This is a genomic window from Labilibaculum antarcticum (assembly GCF_002356295.1).
Classification (GTDB): Bacteria; Bacteroidota; Bacteroidia; order Bacteroidales; family Marinifilaceae; genus Labilibaculum; species Labilibaculum antarcticum.
Window position 1 is genome coordinate 698,585 of record NZ_AP018042.1, and the last position, 18,734, is coordinate 717,318.

At 37.3% G+C, this 18,734-nt stretch carries 14 protein-coding genes; all 14 read right to left on the bottom strand.

Annotated features, from left to right (window positions below):
• Window positions 1-3: 3 nt before the first annotated feature.
• The 14 genes from ALGA_RS02540 to yidC all read right to left on the bottom strand — a co-directional run bounded on the left by ALGA_RS02540 (window position 4) and on the right by yidC (window position 18,645).
• The gene (locus ALGA_RS02540) at window positions 4-1,263 is read right to left on the bottom strand and encodes an O-antigen ligase family protein (RefSeq protein ID WP_096427808.1); all 1,260 of its coding nucleotides are present in this window, start codon (window positions 1,261-1,263) and stop codon (window positions 4-6) included.
• A 2-nt stretch (window positions 1,264-1,265) separates the two neighbouring features.
• Window positions 1,266-2,222 (bottom strand): hypothetical protein, encoded by a 957-nt coding sequence (locus tag ALGA_RS02545; protein WP_096427809.1) that lies wholly within the window; start codon window positions 2,220-2,222, stop codon window positions 1,266-1,268.
• Between the two features lie 3 nt (window positions 2,223-2,225).
• Entirely contained in the window at window positions 2,226-3,431 is a 1,206-nt protein-coding gene (locus tag ALGA_RS02550) for an ATP-grasp domain-containing protein (protein ID WP_096427810.1), read from the bottom strand.
• Window positions 3,432-3,516: 85 nt separating this feature from the next.
• Window positions 3,517-4,290, bottom strand: a complete 774-nt coding sequence (locus tag ALGA_RS02555; protein ID WP_096427811.1) for a WbqC family protein — start codon at window positions 4,288-4,290, stop codon at window positions 3,517-3,519.
• 21 nt (window positions 4,291-4,311) lie between these two features.
• A complete protein-coding gene (locus ALGA_RS02560) occupies window positions 4,312-5,274 on the bottom strand; it encodes a glycosyltransferase (protein WP_096427812.1) in 963 nt (320 codons plus the stop codon).
• A gap of 4 nt (window positions 5,275-5,278) precedes the next feature.
• Entirely contained in the window at window positions 5,279-6,253 is a 975-nt protein-coding gene (locus tag ALGA_RS02565) for an aspartate aminotransferase family protein (protein ID WP_096427813.1), read from the bottom strand.
• Between the two features lies 1 nt (window position 6,254).
• Window positions 6,255-7,502 carry an ATP-grasp domain-containing protein gene (locus ALGA_RS02570; RefSeq protein WP_096427814.1) on the bottom strand — a complete coding sequence of 416 codons (1,248 nt, stop codon included), beginning with the start codon at window positions 7,500-7,502 and terminating at the stop codon, window positions 6,255-6,257.
• A 4-nt stretch (window positions 7,503-7,506) separates the two neighbouring features.
• A complete protein-coding gene (locus ALGA_RS02575; RefSeq protein WP_096427815.1) occupies window positions 7,507-8,676 on the bottom strand; it encodes a DegT/DnrJ/EryC1/StrS family aminotransferase in 1,170 nt (389 codons plus the stop codon).
• Window positions 8,655-10,115, bottom strand: coding sequence for an MOP flippase family protein (locus tag ALGA_RS02580; RefSeq protein ID WP_096427816.1), 1,461 nt, complete (start codon window positions 10,113-10,115; stop codon window positions 8,655-8,657). Before ALGA_RS02580 ends, ALGA_RS02575 begins: the two co-directional genes overlap by 22 nt.
• A 10-nt stretch (window positions 10,116-10,125) precedes the next feature.
• Entirely contained in the window at window positions 10,126-11,349 is a 1,224-nt protein-coding gene (wecB, locus tag ALGA_RS02585; protein WP_096427817.1) for a non-hydrolyzing UDP-N-acetylglucosamine 2-epimerase, read from the bottom strand.
• Between the two features lie 119 nt (window positions 11,350-11,468).
• A complete protein-coding gene (wecC, locus tag ALGA_RS02590; protein WP_096427818.1) occupies window positions 11,469-12,764 on the bottom strand; it encodes a UDP-N-acetyl-D-mannosamine dehydrogenase in 1,296 nt (431 codons plus the stop codon).
• A gap of 15 nt (window positions 12,765-12,779) precedes the next feature.
• Window positions 12,780-13,307, bottom strand: coding sequence for a UpxY family transcription antiterminator (locus ALGA_RS02595; RefSeq protein WP_096427819.1), 528 nt, complete (start codon window positions 13,305-13,307; stop codon window positions 12,780-12,782).
• 786 nt (window positions 13,308-14,093) lie between these two features.
• A complete protein-coding gene (locus tag ALGA_RS23725; RefSeq protein WP_096427820.1) occupies window positions 14,094-16,358 on the bottom strand; it encodes an NADP-dependent malic enzyme in 2,265 nt (754 codons plus the stop codon).
• Window positions 16,359-16,791: 433 nt separating this feature from the next.
• The gene (gene yidC, locus ALGA_RS02605) at window positions 16,792-18,645 is read right to left on the bottom strand and encodes a membrane protein insertase YidC (protein ID WP_096427821.1); all 1,854 of its coding nucleotides are present in this window, start codon (window positions 18,643-18,645) and stop codon (window positions 16,792-16,794) included.
• Window positions 18,646-18,734: the final 89 nt, after the last annotated feature.

The window sequence follows — 18,734 nt, forward strand, 5'->3', positions numbered from 1 at the left end:
ATTTTAAATTCTAGGTGAGTCAGACATCAAGTCTGCTGATGAGAGCCGATGTTTTATTTCAATATAACTATTGATCCGGCTTTCGATCAAAGTAGTTCCAATGAATAGTGACAGTAAAAAATCCAATAAAAAATAATTTGCCTGTTGCGTTACCAAACAGGAAATGAACATGAAAAAGATTGCTACCGTTAATTGATTGTAACTGCTGTTCGATCGGGAAATTTCTTTAAAAATAGAATAGAGAAACACCAAATAAAGTAAAAAACCAAGTATTCCGTTATCGACTAATGTTTGTATAAATCCATTGTGTGCAAAGAGAGGCATTCCATCCTTTTTCTCATATCTGTTTTGCGATTCCTGCATTCCCATTCCAACTAAATAGGTAACGAAATTACTTTCGTACAGATTTTCCAAATACACCTGCGCAATTTGCAATCGTCCGGAACCCACTGTCTCATAAGCCGATTTATCATCCTGTCCTGCCCTGTCATCCATTACCCTCATTCGAAAACCTTCATTGGTTTGATACAGTACCGCAAGACTTGCAAAGAAAAGAACACTGAGAACCAGAATCTTACCTGCATCTTTAAATGAGATTTTCCGGGCAAAAAGAACTATAACACCAACGATAAACATCAGCCATCCAGTTCTTGTGTAGGTTTTAAACAGAAAGAATAATCCTAAAAGTAAGAGTGGTCCCAAGATTAAATTTAAGAACATATCTCCTCGTTTTTTCACTACAAACTCAAGAATGATAATGCACGCAACAGACAGTAAAGCTGAAGTGTAATGAGGTGCGCCTAAAATCCCAACCAAACCATCCAAAGAGCCTTCCTCCATCCAAAGCATGGTTTTACTTACTGGAGCCGCAAAAACACCTAAATAGTAGGGAATATTTGAAATGATTAAAAAACCAGACAGATAAACCGGTAACATTCGCAATTTCTTCAGGCTTTCAACACTATTTATATTCAAATAAACCCAGTGAATTACCAGGGGGATGGTTAAGTACTTGGAGAAATTGATGATTGAATCAACCGGATAATCAAAAAATGATGTGTTTACCAGGTTCTTAATGGCAAAGAGATAGCCGAGAATCAAAAAATTGAAATGCACTTTCTGACCCAAAACACCAACGAATAAAAAAATAAGTAATGGAAGCTTCCAAATGTAAACCATTTCCTGACCGCCAATAGTATAGCTCTTTAAGAAAAAAGCAATAAAAAAAGCCAACATCCAGAGTCCTATTCCAACGTATTTCATACTTAAATCAGAGAGTTTAACACACTACAAATTTTGTCCATATCGAGCAAACCATATCGCTGATCAACTGGCAAAGCCAATAAGTTTTTCGAAAAATCATATTCAATACTATCCTGCTTGTTTTCTACAAGGAAAGACGGCCAATAGTTGGCCACAAATATTTTCTGTTTAATTAATTCGCTTCTGAAGTCTCCATTTTCAACAAGCAATGGATAAATCATGGGTCCATCAAGTTCTGTATCAATAATTGAAAGACGATTCTTGGCTCTCAATTTTAAATGCAGATATTGGAAATTCTGATTTCGTCGGATTTTTACTGATCGATAATTAATGCCGGCAAGTAAACGATATGTGAAATTGGACATTGATTTAATTTCTTGTCCACACAAGTATTTCTCATTGTCAAGAAAGCTAGGATAACCATCAATGGGTCCATTTTCCAACCTACGCACTAAATGCTCACATCTATTCCATGAAGTCTCAGTTGGCAGCTCTTCTTTTAGAAAACAGTTGGTACTTAAATAAGCTCCGTCGGGCACTCCAAAAAATTTTCGGGCTGAGTAGAAAGTATCAACATTAGGAATGGCTTGTTCAAAAAATGCCAGAGAATTGTCAACAATCAAATTCTTTACAATCTTACTTAGCGAACGAATAAAATTTCCTTTTAGACCAAAATAGTTAATGATCAAATAGGCTTCATCATTTTCCAAAGCCCTAATTTCGAGAGGCTCCAAATGTATATTAATTGGATAAAACTCAAATTCAATTTTCAGTTTTCGAACAGGCTCCAATATGGACGGACACAAATAGGCTGGTACATATATCTTCTTGTAGTTTCGAGCTCTCAAAATGTACTCCAAACAGTTGCGACCTGAATTTAATCTGATAAAATCGGGATAATATTCAAACTCCAATCTGCTTTCCAATTCAAAATAACCACCAATTTCTCTATTGCTCATACTCTATTCCAATTCTACTGCAATAAGCTCTTCAATATTACTCATTATCAATTCTCTGGTATCCAAATTAGGGAATTCCAATACGCCTATGCCTACCGCACAATTGAAACCGCAAAAGCTAAACACCTCTGCACCCTCTTCAACTATCAATTTAATTTCCAACACATAATCGCGAATCGAATCGTCTAATTTTACCGATCTGAATTTCCCTTCTTTACTGGAATGAATCACATAAGTTGTGAAATACTTATCAATCTCCTTTTGCTTTTGAATATTAGGATCTACACCCATACAAGCATCCACACTCATTTTAATCATATCCACATTGCCTGCACATTTTATAATTTCCGAAATGCTATTTCCTCCGTTACGTGCACCTACCTCCATCAAATAAACATGATCGTTTTCATCAATAATTACCTCTATATTGAAACCCCCAAATTTTATTTTCAATAAATTAATTACTCTTTGCAGTTCCAATTTTATCTTTTCGTGCAATTCCTTAGGCAATAGAGAAGGATAATTAATGCCGGAAGATACAAATTGGTTTACCCCAATATTATTCCTTTGATCTCCCAGATAGTATGCCATAATTTTACCATTGTAAACAAAAATATCTCCATCGATATGAGGATATTTTTTCTCAATATATTCCTCGACAATAAAACGTTTACTTCTCGAAAATTTCATTGCATAATCAATTGCTTTCCCCATTTCCCACAAATCATTCACCTTTGAAATGCCTTTGCTTCCCGAAGAATCAACAGGCTTAACCAGAACAGGATATGTAAATTCTGTTGAATAATTTGAAAAATCTTTTAACGTACTGTATCCGCCATACTTAGGCGTCTTAAAATTATTTGTTAGCAAAAAGCTACGGTACAAATCTTTCTCTGAAAGAGTTTTCGAAGATTTGTAGGGATTCCCTGGAAGTCCCATTTTTTCAGACACGTAAGCAGCTGTTGGTGCCGCAGGATCGGAAGCGTAAGCTAAAACCCCATCAATCTTCAATTTTCTAGATAAATTCAACACTGCTTTCAAATCAGTCGTACTCACATTCACATACTCATCGGCATATTGGTGCGCCGGATTTTCCGGACAATAATCACAGGTAACCACATAGTATCCTGCAGACTTTGCATAAAGTATGCTGGGAATTTGAAAAGGAGCCCCTCCAAGTATTAGCAATTTCTTTCCTTTCGAATACATATCGCCTTTATTTTAAACACATTACAGCACAATATTTAACAATTACAGCAGACTTAATTGTATTTCCATTCTACAATTCAAAAGGCTATATCAGTATATAGTTCTTAAAAAATCGCAAAATAGTCTGCTTATCATTAAACATTAAAATATCAATTATCGATAGATTAGGGATGAATTTATTTCCAGCCTGGGCGTATTCTATTTTTCCTGTTTTAATAAAATATAAATCAATTCCTTTATCCTTGAAATATTCCTTTTGATATAATTTCCGTCCGCCAACAGTATTAACATAAGTCTTGTAACCAAACTGTTTAGTGATATCAATTAATCTATCGGCCTTTTCTTTATCAGCATTTAAAGGAGAGCAAATTGATGACTTACTCCATTTAATTGTTTTGTGTAAATACTCATGAACAGCAAGAATTGAAGCAATGCCCATATCACCAATATTTTCATACTCCTTTTTGCAAACATTTTCTATCAGTTCTATCACCTCCTTATAGTAAGGGGCTTTTGAATAAGAGTACTTCATCTGAAGAAATAATTTCCTTTTGAATTTTTCATCCGGGATTGGTTTCACCTCATTTATTTTCTTGTTCTGGCTGCCTTTAGACACCGGTATCGTAAATAAGAAATCGGAACCATTCAATAAAATCCGATTTCGGTTCACCCAGCCTCTCTTTATATAGTTTACGTCATCATAAAAAACAATTTCACTTGCGGCCTCTATTAATTGAAAATATCCTATATAAGGAAATACATAGGGCTGCATTATCGCAAGCATATCCGCCCCAATTAGCCCTTTATTCTTTGGACTTTCCTTGTCAGTTGAAATGTATGCTACTGATTGGTAATCCATCTGAGAACTACATTGTTTAGGCTAAGCTATAATCTTAAGTTTTTTCCTCGATGTGTACAAGAAACAGAAAATAGAATCGAACATTTTGTATCTGGAAAGTATTCGGTACAAATATTCATTCCCTGTCGCTTTTTCTTTAAAATAGGTACTGCACTCCTGTCTTAAATCCTCTTTCTTTAAGAAAATGGCATATTTCAAAAGTTCTCTATGATAAATATTTGATACAAAAGGCAGTAAATGCTTTCGATCAAATTTCTCGATATAATATTTTTTTATAAGATATCTGTCTTTAAAAAAACGATAATCTCCATTCCAATCTAATTTATGGGTGACTGAATCGTCGTGAATCCGATACGTAATTGTATCGTCTTTCATGTAATGAACTTTCGTAGCCGCTGCTATCTCAATCCATAAGGGATAATCACCCATTTTCCATTTTTCATCAACAATTTTCTTCCCAATATTAATTTTTTGAAGCAATTCATTTCTCATGCATACCGTTGCGGTTGCCATGTGATTTCCTTTTAATACATCGTCTAAAACATTACCCGTTGGCAACATTTCCTCACCCCGAAGACTCTTGATTGTTTTTCCATCTTTAACACATGAAAGATTGGTGTGTACCATTCCGTAATCATGATTCGCTTCTAAAAAATCAACCTGCTTTTGTAATTTATATGGATCGGTCCAAAAATCATCACCTTCACAAAAAGCAACGTATTTCCCTTTGCAGGCAAGGTCTGTTCTATGATCATTTGTCGCAGCACCCACATTTTTTTCAGAGGTGATGATACGAATTACATCAGGGTATTTAGCGGCATATTCCTGAACAATTTTCATCGTATTATCGGTACTGCAATCCTCACCAATAATGTATTCAAACGAGAAGTTGGTTTTTTGCATCATGATTCCTTCAATGCACTGTGCAATGAACTTTTCATGATTGTAGGTAATCGTTTTTATACTAACAAAAGGGGTTGTCATATTTTTAGGATTTTAATTGATGATTTTTTTCTAAAACAGGTAGTAAAACAGTACAAATTCGCTCCATATCTTCTAAGGAATATCGCTGATCGACCGGAAGAGGAAGTATGTATTTTGCCAGTTTGTAATCCAAACTATTTGCAGGACATTCCTCCATTATATTTGGCCAGTAGCTGGCAACAAATATTTTATTTTGAATCAATTCCTTTCGCAGATCTTCATTTTCCAAATACAAAGGATAAACCATTGGACCCTTAACATCTAAAACTGAAAGATCAATTTGATTCACCTCGGAAAATTGCTGATGCAAATACAGAAAATTTTCTTCTCGACGTTGTTTGGCTTTGGAGTAATCGATTTGACTTAAAAGGAATTGAGTGAGCTCCGACATATGCAAAATGGGCTGATTCGAGAGCTTTACACGATTGTCCTGAAAATCGGAATATCCGCTTTCGGCACCTAATTCCAGACGTTTCAGCAAATGTGACATTCTATCCCATGAAAAATCCATTTTTAATTCTTCCTTTACATTCAAGTTACTTAGCAAATAAGCACCATCGGGAACACCAAAAAACTTACGTGCCGAATAAAATGTTCCTAAGGACGAAACACTATCCGAAAAAAAGGCTTGAGAATTGTCGACAATCAGATTCTCAATTTGATGACTCAACTCCCGAACAGCAAGATCCTTAACGCCAAAGTAATTGATATAAAGAAGCACCTCGTCCATTTTGGGAAGCTTGCTTAGAACAGGATTCAAATTCTGATCGATTGAATAATATTCATATTCAACATTCAGTTTTTTTATGGGTTCCAAAAGCACTTTACAAGAGAATTTTGGCAGATATATTTTTTTGAAATTACCCGCCCGAATCAAATATTCAAGACAATTTCTGCCTGTATTCAATTTGAGTAAATCGGGATAATATTCCTGCCCGTCCACTCTCTCCAATTCAAAATAGCCACCTATCGCTTTCATTTCAAATAGCTAGTCTATGGGTGTTTATTTTACTTACAAGACGTATCTCCTCCGATTCGAGTTCAATCTGAATGTATTTTGCGCTATTATCTATTGTTTCAATCATTTCATCCATCGACGAAAATTGGAACAATAAAACCCCAATGCTTGCATTCGAGCCCTGAAAAGATTGTACAGAATCTCCTGTATTTTTGAAAATATGCTTCTCTAAAATATTTTCATACAATTCCGGAGCTATTTTAATCTCTTTTAAAATTCCATCGCGATCGCTGTGTAAAACATAGTAAGCAAAAAAACCTTTTTTACAAATCGTATTTACACTAATTTTCTCGCCCATGGCTGCCCCAAGGGTAGCATTCACCATATTAAATCCTGAAGCATATTCCTCTAACTGAGGTACCAAATTGCCACCATTCCGAGGGCCAATTTCCATTAAAAAAATTCGGTCATCCTCATCAATCCTCACTTCAATATTAAAAGCTCCATGCTTTATATCAAGCAAATTGAATAAGCGCTGCAATTCCGATTCAATTCTGCTCATAATATCCGATGAATGAACAGATGGTAATGTTGTCGAATAGGGAACAAATGGATTTACTTTTTCATCGTAATGATGATCACCCAAATAACTGAAGAATAATTTTCCTTCAAATACAAATGCATCGCCGTGAATCTGAGGCCCTTTTTTAACAAGATACTCTTCAATCACAATCCTTTTGACTCTCGAAAAACTCATCGCATACTCAAAAGCGCTTACCAGTTCGCTGTCCGAACTAATCTTACAAACACCTTTACTTCCCGATGAATCGACTGGTTTTATCATAACCGGAAATGAAAAATCGTCTATTTCCAATAAAACATCCACCAGTGTATCAAAACCCATTGATTTTGGCAGATTAAATCCATTTTGCGAAAGAAAAACGCGATACAAATCTTTTTCAGCTAAAATTTTCACCGATTGATACGGATTTCCAGGCAGTTTCAATTTTTCGGCTACGTATGCTGCTGTTGGAGCGGCCGGATCTGAAGCGTAGGCAACTATGCCGTCAATTTTCAATTTCTCAGCCAATTCGAGCACTAATTCTTTATTTGTAGTACTGATATTGTAGTACTCATCGGCATATTGATGCCCAGGATTTTCAGGCACATAATCACATGTTATTACATGATATCCCATTTCCTTTGCTGCAAGAACAGAAGGCACCTGAAAATAAGATCCTCCAAGCAGTAAGATTCGTTTCTTATTCATCGCTCTATTCTATATTTCTCTTAATTTGACTATATACTTTCAAATGGCTTACTCTGGCCTTAACCCGAACCATTCCTTCAATAATCGACACTATCCTTTCGACAACCTCATCGGCTAAATCGGGATACAATGGCAAACAAATTACCTGCCTTGATATTTCATGGGCAATGTCTAAACCTTTGGCTGATGGCAATCCCCTGTATGCGGGAAATTCGCTGATCAATGGGTAAAAATATCTTCGCCCGTATATGTTGTTATTTTTCAACTCTTCATAAACATCATCTCTCGAGCTACCAAGCTCTGATTTATCAATAAAAATTGGGAAATAAGAATAGTTGTAATCCACATCAACAGGATTTTCGAGATAGCGAACCCCTGGAATATCTTGTAAACCTTTACGGTATTTCTCAGTAATGTGCTGCCTTCCATCAATTGCTGAATCGAAATATTTTAATTGAAGTAAACCGTAAGCCGCTTGCAATTCATTCATTTTAGCATTAATACCAGGAGCAACCACGGTTGTTTCATCAGCAATTCCAAAATTTTTTAGATAATCGATTCGCTTTTTTGTCTTTAAATCATGACAAATGATAGCTCCTCCTTCGATGGTATTGAAAACTTTGGTTGCATGAAAACTTAGAATCGATAAATCGCCATAATTCAAAACACTAGTTCCTTTGTATTTCACACCAAATGCATGAGCCGCATCGTAAATTACCCGTAAACCATAGCGGTCAGCCAAATTTTGAATTTCTTCCACATCACATGGATTTCCATATACATGAACTGGTAAAATCGCGGTTGTCTCAGGTGTAATGGCAGCTTCGATCAATTTAATATCCAGATTGCAATAATCGGCTTCGATATCGACAAAAACAGGTTTTATGCCATTCCACCATAAAGAGTGAGTGGTTGCCACAAAACTATAAGGTGTCGTAATTACTTCACCCTTTATTTTCAGGCATTGTAGAGCCGCCATTAAAGCCAAGGTGCCATTGGAAAACAGCGACACGTATGGTACTCCAAGAAAAGTAGCAAGTGCCTTTTCAAATTCCTGATGATATTTGCCATTATTGGTCAACCATCTGCTATCCCAAATATCCTCTAACAAGGGTATGAACTCCTGTAGTGGAGGCAATTGAGGTCGAGTAACTAATATTTTATTTTTTTCCATCTTTTTAGAGGTATTACTTCTTTTAAAATCAGCAATCCATCGGTCAAAGCTTCTTGTTTAGTAGCGATTGCCAACAGCAAATATGATCCGATACCTATTAGTATCTGGAAAGAGAGAATAATAATCTGATTTTCGAAAACCCAGCCAATTGTCATGAAAGCAACCATTCCTAAACTGATATAAAAAGTTTGACTAATGTCTTTTAGCTGGTTGGGAATGGTATAGGAAATTAATTTTCCTGTATAAAATGCATTTATAAAAAAGCTAATAAATGAGGTACAGATTTGACCTATCACCAAGCCCATTATTCCCCAATTAAGGCCAATTAAAATGGCTACTACTATGAAGGATTTTTTAATAATCTCAAGGTACAAGAATAGGTCCGATCGGCCTTTCACCTTTAGTATGTTCAAATTTGAAGCATGCAAAGTGTAAATCATTCCTGCAATACACAACAACTGAAAATAAGGAACAGATGGTGACCATTTTTCTCCTAGAACTAAAACTAAAAGAGGATCCGCAACTACAGCCAATCCAAGCATTAAAGGGAAATTAACAAAAACCAAAAGTTTAATCAGCTTTCGAAATCCTTGTTTTAATTTTTCGTTATCGTCCTGTATTTTTGAAAATGCCGGAAAGGTTACATTTCCCACTACTTGTGCTAATGTTGTAACTGGAACCTGTTGTAATTTTTTTGCTTGAGAATAAAAGCCCAAAGCTGATGCCGAAAACATACGTCCAATTACCATAAGGTAAACATTCTCGAATGTTTGACTGATTATTCCGGATAACAGAAGTTTGGAACCAAAACGAAATAATTGCTTAAAAGATTGAATTGAAAATACCAATGAAGGTCTCCAAGAACTTTTCACCCAGAACAAAACGGTTCTAAAAAAATAGATCCCAACTATTTGACCTGCCAGTGCCCAAACTCCATAACCAAGCAAAGCCATTCCTACTCCCACAAAAGCCGATAAAAAATTAGCAATTACCACCACCTGAGCAATGGCTTTGAAATTCATCTCGATTTTAAATTTCACCAAATGAATTAAGCCAAAAGCATTTATAGCCAAAACAACACAAATAACTCGTGTTAAATTTACCAGCAATGGCTGGCGAAAAAAATCTGCGATATAAGGCGCTGCAACAAATAGTAGTAAGTAGAGCAAAAAGCCTATTGCGATGTTAAAATAAAAAACCGTTGAATAATCGGTCTGATTAACATCTTTTTTCTGGATAAGCGCATTATCGAATCCACTATCGATAAATGCCTGTGAAACACCAATAAATATGGCTAGCATCCCTATCAAACCAAAATCTTCCGGTTCTAATAATCTGGCAAGTACAATCTGAGAAATCAGGAGTAGTAACTGACTTCCAAATTTTTCGAGGAAACTCCAAAATACGCCATTAATGGTTTGACTCTTTAAATCGGACATTTATAAATTATTAAGCAACAATTCTTACCCGAACTGCAATTGCTTTTTTCAGTTCCTGAACAATTTTGATACAAGCATTTCCATCCCCGTAAGGGTTGCTTGCTTGTGACATTTTACGGTAAATGGCTTCCTCATTGAAAAGCATTTCTACCGATTCAATAATTCGATAAGAGTCGGTGCCAACCAATTTTACAGTTCCTGCCGATAATGCCTCTGGCCTCTCGGTTGTATCTCTCATGACCAAAACCGGTTTTCCCAAAAATGGAGCTTCTTCCTGTATTCCACCCGAATCAGTTAAAATCAGGTAAGAAAGATCCATCATGTAAACAAATGGCAAATAGTCAATCGGATCAATCAGGAAGATATTTTTTGGTGCCGCTTCACCGTTAACCGGATTCTTACCCAAAATATCGTAAACCGGTTTCTGCACATTCGGATTCAAATGAACCGGGTACACAAAATCGACATCAGGATATTTCGCAGCTAAAAACTTGATTGACTCACAGATATTCAAAAACCCTTTTCCAAAATTCTCTCTTCGATGCCCGGTGACCAGAACCATTTTTCGTGTGCGATAGACCCAATCGGCCACTAAACCTGTTGGAATTCCTTTGCTTTGCAACACATTAACGATATCCATTACCACTCGTGTAGAACGATGAATTTTTGTGAGAGTCAACTGTAAAGCATCAATAACAGTATTGCCGGTAACCACAATTCTATTTTTGCTGATCCCTTCATCCATCAGGTTTTTCTGAGCCATAATGGTAGGTGCAAAATGCCATTGCGCCAAACGTCCTGTAATTTGACGATTGCCTTCTTCCGGCCACGGTGAATACAAGTTATTAGTTCGTAAACCCGCCTCGATATGAGCAACAGGTATTTGCTCATAGTAAGCAGCCAAAGCTGTTGTTGAAGATGTGGATGTATCTCCATGAACCAAAACCAAATCAGGCCTGGATTCTTTCAGCACATCACGCATTCCCAACAGAACCCTACTGGTAATGTCGTATAAATCCTGACCCGACTTCATGATTTCAAGATCATAATCAGGTTGAATATCAAATAAATCAAGCACCTGATCGAGCATTTCGCGATGTTGCCCGGTTACACAAATAACCGTATGAAAATCATTGGGATACTTCTGAAATTCTTTTACCAAAGGAGCCATTTTTATTGCTTCGGGTCGGGTTCCAAAAACCAATAAAACCCGATATTTTTCATTCCTATTCATAATCCAGTTGGTTTAAAAGTGAATCTTATTTACTGTTCGGCTCCATAAAAGGTGGTTGTTGAAGAACGGAACAATTGTGACTGCTAACCAGTCATTAATAAATAGTAACTGAATATTGATTACTGTTTACCGTTAACTGATAAATTGTTAATCGCGGCTTTTACAACAACTTCTACTGATACTGCTTCGAATTCTTCGGTTTGACTATTCGTCACCCCACAAAAATCAAGAATCAGTTTGGCCTTTGTTTTAGGCAGCGAGTAAAATTCGGAGTGTGCCACCAAATAAACGACCATGTCTGCTGCATCAAAAGCATTTTGATATTCAGAGAGCTCGTAATCGGGATGCGAATCAATATTTGGTTCGACAACCATAATTCCATTCTGTTCGGATTGTATTATTTTTTGGATAATATATTTAGCAGGCGATTCGCGTAAATCATCAATATTGGGTTTAAAAGCCATTCCCATAAGAGCAATTTTGGGTTCATAGCCATGCTTTAATTGAAATTGCAGACTGGCGTTCCTAATTTTCTCTACACACCAAAAAGCCTTGTAATTATTTATCTCCCGGGCCTTTCCAATTATCTGACTTTCCAAAGGATATTCCGAAACTATAAAGTAAGGATCTACTGCAATGCAATGTCCTCCTACTCCACAACCAGGTGTTAAAATATTTACCCTCGGGTGCTTGTTTGCCAGTTTGATCAACTCCCAAACATTAATACCCGCTTTATCGCAAATAATCGAAAGCTCGTTGGCAAAAGCAATTTGTACATCACGAGACGAATTCTCTACCAGCTTGCACATTTCGGCAGTTCGGGAATTGGTTTTGTGCAATTCTCCAATCACAAATTTTTGAAAGAATTCGCAGGCTCGTTCAGTCGATTCTTCATTAATACCACCAATCACACGATCGTTATGCTCCAATTCATAAATAATGTTGCCGGGCAATACCCGCTCCGGGCAGTAAGCAATAAAAATTGTTCCTTTCAGATCCGGACGCTTCGAATAAATCAAATCTCTTGCTTTTTCGGTTGTTCCAACCGGAGATGTTGATTCAATAATGAATAAATCACCCGCCTTCAGTAAAGGGATAATGGCATTGCATGCAGCAAGCACATAAGAAATATCCGGCTCATGATTACCCTTGAAAGGAGTAGGTACAGCAATGGTATACACATCAGCTTCTTTCGCTTGCAAGTGAGCACTCAGGAAACCATCTTCCACAACCTGTTTCACCAATGAATCCAAATCAGGTTCTACAATAATAATCCGGCCCTGGTTAACAGCTTCAACTACCTTTGGATTCACATCAACTCCATTAACTCTCATGCCACTTTTGGCAATAAGAGCAGCTGTAGGCAGGCCAATATAACCCATACCTACTGTCGTAACTATTTCATATTTTCTCATAAGATTTACTGGGATTTAACGCATTACAGGTTGAACTTGTTTAATTGTATCCAGGCTGATATCTGTATAAACACAAGTTCCTAAGGAATCGAAACGGATAACAATCCGACTCTTCCCCTTTATTTGTATGATTTCACCTTGGATGCCTTTTAGTGGTCCGCAAACAATTTCGACACACTCACCTTTTTCCAAATGTCCGGGACATAAATCAACTTTGCGATTTTCGTCTTCCAGAAAAAGTCGTAGTGCTTCAATTTGTTGTTCGGGTATAGGCACAGCTTTGCCACCGAAAGTTACATACCTGACAGCATAACTTGAGTTAATTACGTCGTAGTATTCTCTTTCACTGACTTTCACGAATAAGTAAGACCGAAGAAGGGGTTCTTCGACCCATTTCGTACGATCACTCCATTTTCGAAGCTCTTTGTGTAAAGGAAGATAACACTCGATGTTTTTCGAGCATAATTCTTGATAGAGCCTTTTTTCAGCTCGTGATCGGGTATAGATCGCATGCCAATAGTAAGGCCTTTTAAAGGCTTGCATGTTGGTTGAGTTTAAGGTTGACAAGTGAATAAATAAGGTCTGCAAGAAAATAGATTATAGTTGGTTGAAGACTATACTTCTACTCTCTAGGAGGAGTGTTCGGTATCTATCTAATGTGGCACAGCTTCGCTTTCTCGGTTACAGAAAGATGTTGTACCGTTATTTTTTAAAAACACTAATTTCTTAGAAAGTTCAAAACTTTCAAAAGGAAAAATGATAGTTTTGTTTAGGGTCTTTTCGTTTTTAAAATACTCTAATTGGTTATTATTTAGCAAAGAAAATTGGGCAATTTTCCTTTAATGCTATTCAAGTATTTTTTAAACGGTAAATAAAATTTCGGGACATTTTTGCAAAGGAACAAATTTGAAGGCCCTTTACTTAGAAGGAATCTAAACAATTTTGGTGAGAGTAAACTATTAACTGATTAACATGCCTTTTTACCTGATAATCAATAGATAAGAAAAATTAAACATGTACGCCTTGTTTACCTTATCTTAAAATACATTTTTTTTATCCATTAGGAATCCTGTATTAGTAAACTTAGACAAATCGATTTTAAGCACTTTCTGGCATGTATTGAATAAAGAAAAAAATAGTTATTTATCGACCAGCCGCCTAAGAAATTAGTCGATTGATGGAAAAAAGCTTCAATCGAAAATTATAAAATATTCAACTGAAGCTTTGCAATAATTTTAAGTGTAACAATGATCTGCTTCCACCGCTCTCACCTACTTTTTTTACTTTCCACTTATTACTTGGCACTTCTTACTTGTCACTTACTACTTGTTACTTCTTTTGTGCATCAACCACAGCAATAGTAACCATATTAACAATTTCGCGAACCGAACTTTCGAGTGGAATAATGTGAATTGATTTTTTCATTCCAAGTAAAATAGGGCCTATCACCTCTGCTCCAACCAATTCCTGCATCATTTTGTAAGCAATATTACCACTGCTCAAATTAGGAAAGATAATGGTGTTCACTTTTCGGTTCCCCAGTTTCGAGAATGGAAACATTTTGGTTCGCAACTCACTATTTAAAGCAAAATTCATTTGTATGTCGCCATCTACAATTAATTCGGGGTGATCGCGATGCAATATTTTAACGGCCTCCTGCACTCGTACCGGACTGCCCGTACGGATGGATCCGAAATTAGAGTAAGAAACCATTGCAATAACAGGCTCGATATTAAATTTTCGGACCGCTTCGGCCGTTAGTAATGTAGTATCAACCAAAGTTTTTGCTTCAGGACGGGGATTTACCGTAGTATCCGAAAAGAAAACAGGCCCTTTATTAGTCATTACCAAATACATTCCGGCAATATGATTGATTTCAGCTTTAATACCCACCGTTTGTATTGCAGGACGAATGGTATCGGCATACTTCGAAGTAGATCCGCTAATAAATGCATCAGCCTCTCCTGTTTCCACCATCATGGCACCAAAATAATTTCTATCTGTCATTTTATCGAGAGCCTCGCTATAGGTTAAGCCTTTTCGACTGCGCTTCTGAAACAGAATTTTAGCATACTCCTCTCTCCGGGTTCTTTCCTCAATTCCCCGCCAATTAATAATAAGCACATTTCCCAAATCCAGATCATTTTCCTTGATCAGCTTTTCGATGTACTCCGGATTCCCCAATAAAATAGGCTGTGCAATTCCTTCTTGCAAAACAGTTTGAGCTGCTTTCAACACCTTAAAGTTAGCCCCCTCAGCAAATACTACCCGCTTCGGATTGCGTTTGGCTTTATCGGTTAAAGCCCGCAGCAATTTATTATCGCGGCCCATGCGTACTTCCAATTCGAGTTTGTAAGCTTCCCAATTGGTAATTGGAGCGTGTGCAATGCCCGAATCCATTGCCGCTTTCGCTACAGCTGGGGCTACTACGGTTAACAAGCGTGGATCAAGAGGTTTTGGTATTATGTAATCGCTCCCAAAATTTAAATTCATCTCCCCATAAGCAATGTTCACCATATCAGGAACAGCCTCTTTTGCCAAATCAGCCAAAGCCCGCACGGCAGCAATCTTCATTTCCTCGTTAATTGCTGTTGCTTTAACATCCAAAGCCCCTCTAAAAATAAAGGGAAAACCCAATACATTATTTACCTGATTGGGATGATCGGAACGGCCCGTGGCCATGATTAAGTCCTTGCGTGTTTTCATCGCTAAATCGTAGGCAATTTCAGGGTTAGGATTGGCCATGGCAAAAACGATTGGCTTGCTGGCCATCGACTTTATCATTTCGGGTGTGAGCACATCGGCTACCGATAAGCCCAGGAACATATCAGAATCGACCAAGGCCTCAGCTAGCGTATGTACATTTTTACTGGTAACAAACTCTTTCTTAATGGCACTTAAATCGGTGCGCGACTCGTGAATTACGCCCTTACTATCGACCATTACAATGTTCTCTTTCTTAACTCCCAACGAAATATACAGGCGTGTGCAAGCAACCGCCGATGCTCCTGCACCATTCACCACCAATTTAAGATCACCTAATTCTTTCCCCTGAATTTGTGCCGAATTCAATAAAGCTGCCGACGAAATAATGGCCGTTCCGTGCTGATCGTCGTGCATCACGGGAATTTTCAGCTCCTTTTTTAGCCGATCTTCAATTTCGAAACACTCGGGTGCTTTTATATCCTCCAAATTAATGCCGCCAAAAGTTGGCGCAATTCCTTTCACAATCTTCACAAACTCATCCACATCTTTGGTATCTACCTCGATGTCGAACACATCGATATCGGCAAAAATCTTGAACAGCAATCCTTTTCCCTCCATTACCGGTTTGCCTGCCTCGGGACCAATATCGCCCAAACCCAAAACTGCAGTTCCGTTTGAGATTACCGCTACCAAATTGCCTTTAGCGGTATACTTGTACACATCCTGAGGGTTCTTCTCAATGGCCAAACAAGGTTCGGCAACTCCCGGCGAGTAAGCCAGCGATAAATCCAATTGGGTGGAATGGGGTTTTGTAGGTATTACTTCAATTTTTCCGGGACGTGTGCCTTCGTGGTAGCGAAGTGCATCCTCTTTGGTAAATTTAGCCATTGCTAATTTGTTTTTGGAAATGAGTTTGTTTGTTTATTGTATATCTGAGAAGAGGACTAAAAGACAGAAGTCTTTGGTGAGATATATTGAAAACTACCCAACTTCACTGGCTTACACACTAGAGTTTACAGAATATAATTTCCGCCAAAATTTGCTTAGAAGAAAGCTAAATAGGAGCATAAATAAGAGGAGGATGTTTTCACAGATTTGTCTTGGCTAAAATACGCCCCCTCAATATGGGGAGATCTTGCATTTTAAGTCCCCTCTTGAGAGGGGATTCAGGGGAGTGTTTTTTCAGTGAAAGTTGTTCCTTAAAAATGAACATCCCCATTGAAAGGGCGAATTACAAACGACAAGAAACCGCTGACGGGGTAGTACAAAAAAAAAGAGCTCCAATAATGGAGCTCTTTTTATATATCAATGTAATCGATTTTTATTTTTTGCCTTTTTGCTTAGCGGCAGCTTCCAGACGTGCCTGAAATTTTGATTTCTTAACTGGCTTTTTCTTATTTGCTTCTAACATTGCCAACACCTTATCGTCATCAACCATAAACTTACGAATAGCAATAGTTTGAAGAACAGTAAATAAAGTTGCAATAAAGTAGTAGTAAGAAAGACCTGCTGCATAGTTGTTAAACCATCCTAAGAACATTACCGGCATTAAATACATCATGTATTTCATACCCGGCATCTGATTGGATGATTGCATCTGTCCGTTCATACTAGTGTACACCAAGTTAGTACCTGCCATTAACAAACAGAATAAACTTACGTGATCACCATACCAAGGGATATCCCAAGGTAATTCCAGGATTGAATCATACGATGATAAATCGGTTGCCCAAAGGAAACTTTGCTGACGCAATTCGAATGATGCCGGAAAGAATCGGAACAAGGCAATTAGGAATGGGAACTGTACCACCATTGGTAAACATCCACCCATCGGATTCACACCTGCTTTTTTATACAGAGCCATGGTTGCCTGCTGGCGTTCCATTGCTTTGTCTTTCGGAATTTTCTCATTAATCGCATCAATCTGAGGTTTTAGCACCTTCATTTTTGCTGTAGACATGTAAGACTTGTAGGTCAGTGGTGCCAAAAGCAACTTAATAATGATGGTTAAAATCAAAATAATGATACCGTAATTCGAAATAAATCCTTCCAGAAAGTTAAAGATTGGAATCACGAAATATCTGTTTATCCATCCAAATACAGTCCAGCCTAAATCAACCAGTTTATGCATTTCGATATCCTTACCTCCAAAATCCTTACCATAATCTCTTAAAGTTTGGAACTTATTAGGACCAAAATAGAATGTCATATCATGAGATTCCATTTGAGATCCTTCGTATGGCAATGAAATTTCTGCAGAAAAATTCTTCAAAATCGGAGCATTTTCGTCCATAACAACAGACTTCAATTTCACTCCTTTAAATGCCTCATCAGCAATTAAAACAGAAGAGAAAAACTGCTGTTTAAAACCAATCCACTTTACTTTTGTTGCTAATTCCTCCTCATCATCGCTCCCTGCAGATAAATAATCTACCGCATCTTCGAAGAATTTATAGTACAAACCTGTATATTGATTTTCGAACTTACGTCCTTTTTCCTGACTAGGAATATCGGCCTGCCAATTGAAAGTAACGAAATTTGAATTCCGCGAAATCACATTCTGCATTCCTACCAGGTTCACTGTAAAATCAACCATATAAGAATCGGGAGCCAAAGTATATTTGTATTCAACGTACTGATCGTCTCCCACCATCAATCTCATACTAACCCCTTTTTCAGAGTTAGTCGCATCTACCGAAGTTGCACCATATGCTTCCTCAAAAAACAAGTCCTGAGTATTCATCGGCTTGTTTTCGGCATAGAACGATAATCCAAACTTACTGTTTTTCTCAGCCCATAATAACAATGGCAAAGAATCGTGTGTTTGGAATTCCTTCAACTGAACATTCTGAATTCGTCCACCTTTGGTATTCAGGGTTAGTTTTACCAATTCATTCTCAAGAGTAATGAATTCTTCCTGCTGATTTACCGCTCCTGCAAAAGCACCATAGGTTTCTTTCATTGCAACAGTATCCTCTTTTACTTCAGCATACTGAGTCTTTAAGCCTTCCAATCTAGCGGCTTCGACTTCTTCATTGTGCAAGCGATCAACCCGCGCAATTGAATCTCTGGTGTCTATTGCTCTTAATTGCTCCTCAGATGGTTTCGTCAGGTAAGTATACCCAATCAAAATTGCTCCGATAATCAACAAGCCATAAATCGAATTTTTATCCATTTTAGTTTTTTTAATAGTCGTTAGTGGTTCAAAACACGCCCCCTTTTAACAATCTATTGTTATTTAAATTCTTTACAGTTCAAGTTTTA

Coding starts and splice junctions, on each gene's coding strand:
- ALGA_RS02540 (WP_096427808.1), bottom strand. CDS start 1,263: ATGAAATACGTTGGAATAGGACTCTGGATGTTGGCTTTTTTTATTGCT.
- ALGA_RS02545 (WP_096427809.1), bottom strand. CDS start 2,222: ATGAGCAATAGAGAAATTGGTGGTTATTTTGAATTGGAAAGCAGATTG.
- ALGA_RS02550 (WP_096427810.1), bottom strand. CDS start 3,431: ATGTATTCGAAAGGAAAGAAATTGCTAATACTTGGAGGGGCTCCTTTT.
- ALGA_RS02555 (WP_096427811.1), bottom strand. CDS start 4,290: ATGGATTACCAATCAGTAGCATACATTTCAACTGACAAGGAAAGTCCA.
- ALGA_RS02560 (WP_096427812.1), bottom strand. CDS start 5,274: ATGACAACCCCTTTTGTTAGTATAAAAACGATTACCTACAATCATGAA.
- ALGA_RS02565 (WP_096427813.1), bottom strand. CDS start 6,253: ATGAAAGCGATAGGTGGCTATTTTGAATTGGAGAGAGTGGACGGGCAG.
- ALGA_RS02570 (WP_096427814.1), bottom strand. CDS start 7,502: ATGAATAAGAAACGAATCTTACTGCTTGGAGGATCTTATTTTCAGGTG.
- ALGA_RS02575 (WP_096427815.1), bottom strand. CDS start 8,676: ATGGAAAAAAATAAAATATTAGTTACTCGACCTCAATTGCCTCCACTA.
- ALGA_RS02580 (WP_096427816.1), bottom strand. CDS start 10,115: ATGTCCGATTTAAAGAGTCAAACCATTAATGGCGTATTTTGGAGTTTC.
- wecB (WP_096427817.1), bottom strand. CDS start 11,349: ATGAATAGGAATGAAAAATATCGGGTTTTATTGGTTTTTGGAACCCGA.
- wecC (WP_096427818.1), bottom strand. CDS start 12,764: ATGAGAAAATATGAAATAGTTACGACAGTAGGTATGGGTTATATTGGC.
- ALGA_RS02595 (WP_096427819.1), bottom strand. CDS start 13,307: ATGCAAGCCTTTAAAAGGCCTTACTATTGGCATGCGATCTATACCCGA.
- ALGA_RS23725 (WP_096427820.1), bottom strand. CDS start 16,358: ATGGCTAAATTTACCAAAGAGGATGCACTTCGCTACCACGAAGGCACA.
- yidC (WP_096427821.1), bottom strand. CDS start 18,645: ATGGATAAAAATTCGATTTATGGCTTGTTGATTATCGGAGCAATTTTG.